The sequence below is a fragment of the Microbacterium sp. H6 genome (assembly GCF_003314775.1).
Lineage (GTDB): Bacteria > Actinomycetota > Actinomycetes > Actinomycetales > Microbacteriaceae > Microbacterium > Microbacterium oxydans.
Window position 1 is genome coordinate 1 of sequence record NZ_QOAY01000040.1, and the last position, 739, is coordinate 739.

Sequence of the window (739 nt, forward strand, 5' to 3'; positions counted from 1 at the left end):
AGGGCTGGGCCGCCGTGGCCGCGCGTCTGCACGAGGCGGAGGGCCACCTGGTCGTGGTGCTCGACGATGCTGCCGCCGTCGAGCGCGATGGCGCGTTCGCGCTGTGTCGCGCCGTCGGTGCCGCTGCCCGCACCCGTCTGATCGTCGCAACGAATCGGCCGAGCCCCTTCGACAGCGAGGGCCTCGACCTCTTGATCGACACGACGCTCGTCGCTCCCGAAGACCTCATGTTCGATGATGAGGAGATCCGTCGCGCGCTCGACGTCGACGAGGACACGGCGGCTGCGACACGAGAGGCGACAGGAGGATTCCCCGCGCTAATCCGCGCCCTGGCGCTGCGGGGGACCGGCATGGATGCCGCGTCCCTGCGAGCCGCGACCACGGTGATCGAGGACTACCTGCAGGACAGGCTCACCGAGTGCGGCTTCGACCCTCGGGCGCTTCGAGGCATGCTCCGGATCAGCGTCACCGATTCCGTCGACGTTCCGCTCGCCACGGCGCTCACCGGCGATCCGGACATCGTGAAGGCGCTGGACCAGGCGGAGATGTTCGGCTTCGGTCGCTGGGCTGCCGGCGGCCGCAGCTCGTTCGAGCTCACGCCCCTGACGCGCGGGATGCTGCGCCGCGAGCTCCGCGCAGCCCTCGCGGACGAGGTCCCCGGGCTGAGGCGCATCGCCGCAGAGGGTGCCGTGCGCCGTGACCTGCCCCTCGAAGGACTGCGGCTCGCCGTGGAGGGCGA

The 739-nt window shown here is 71.3% G+C and carries 1 pseudogene; it reads left to right on the plus strand.

The annotated features are described in order from the left end of the window. Nucleotides 1-739: pseudogene (locus tag DSP71_RS02710) on the plus strand (helix-turn-helix transcriptional regulator); the annotation flags it as partial.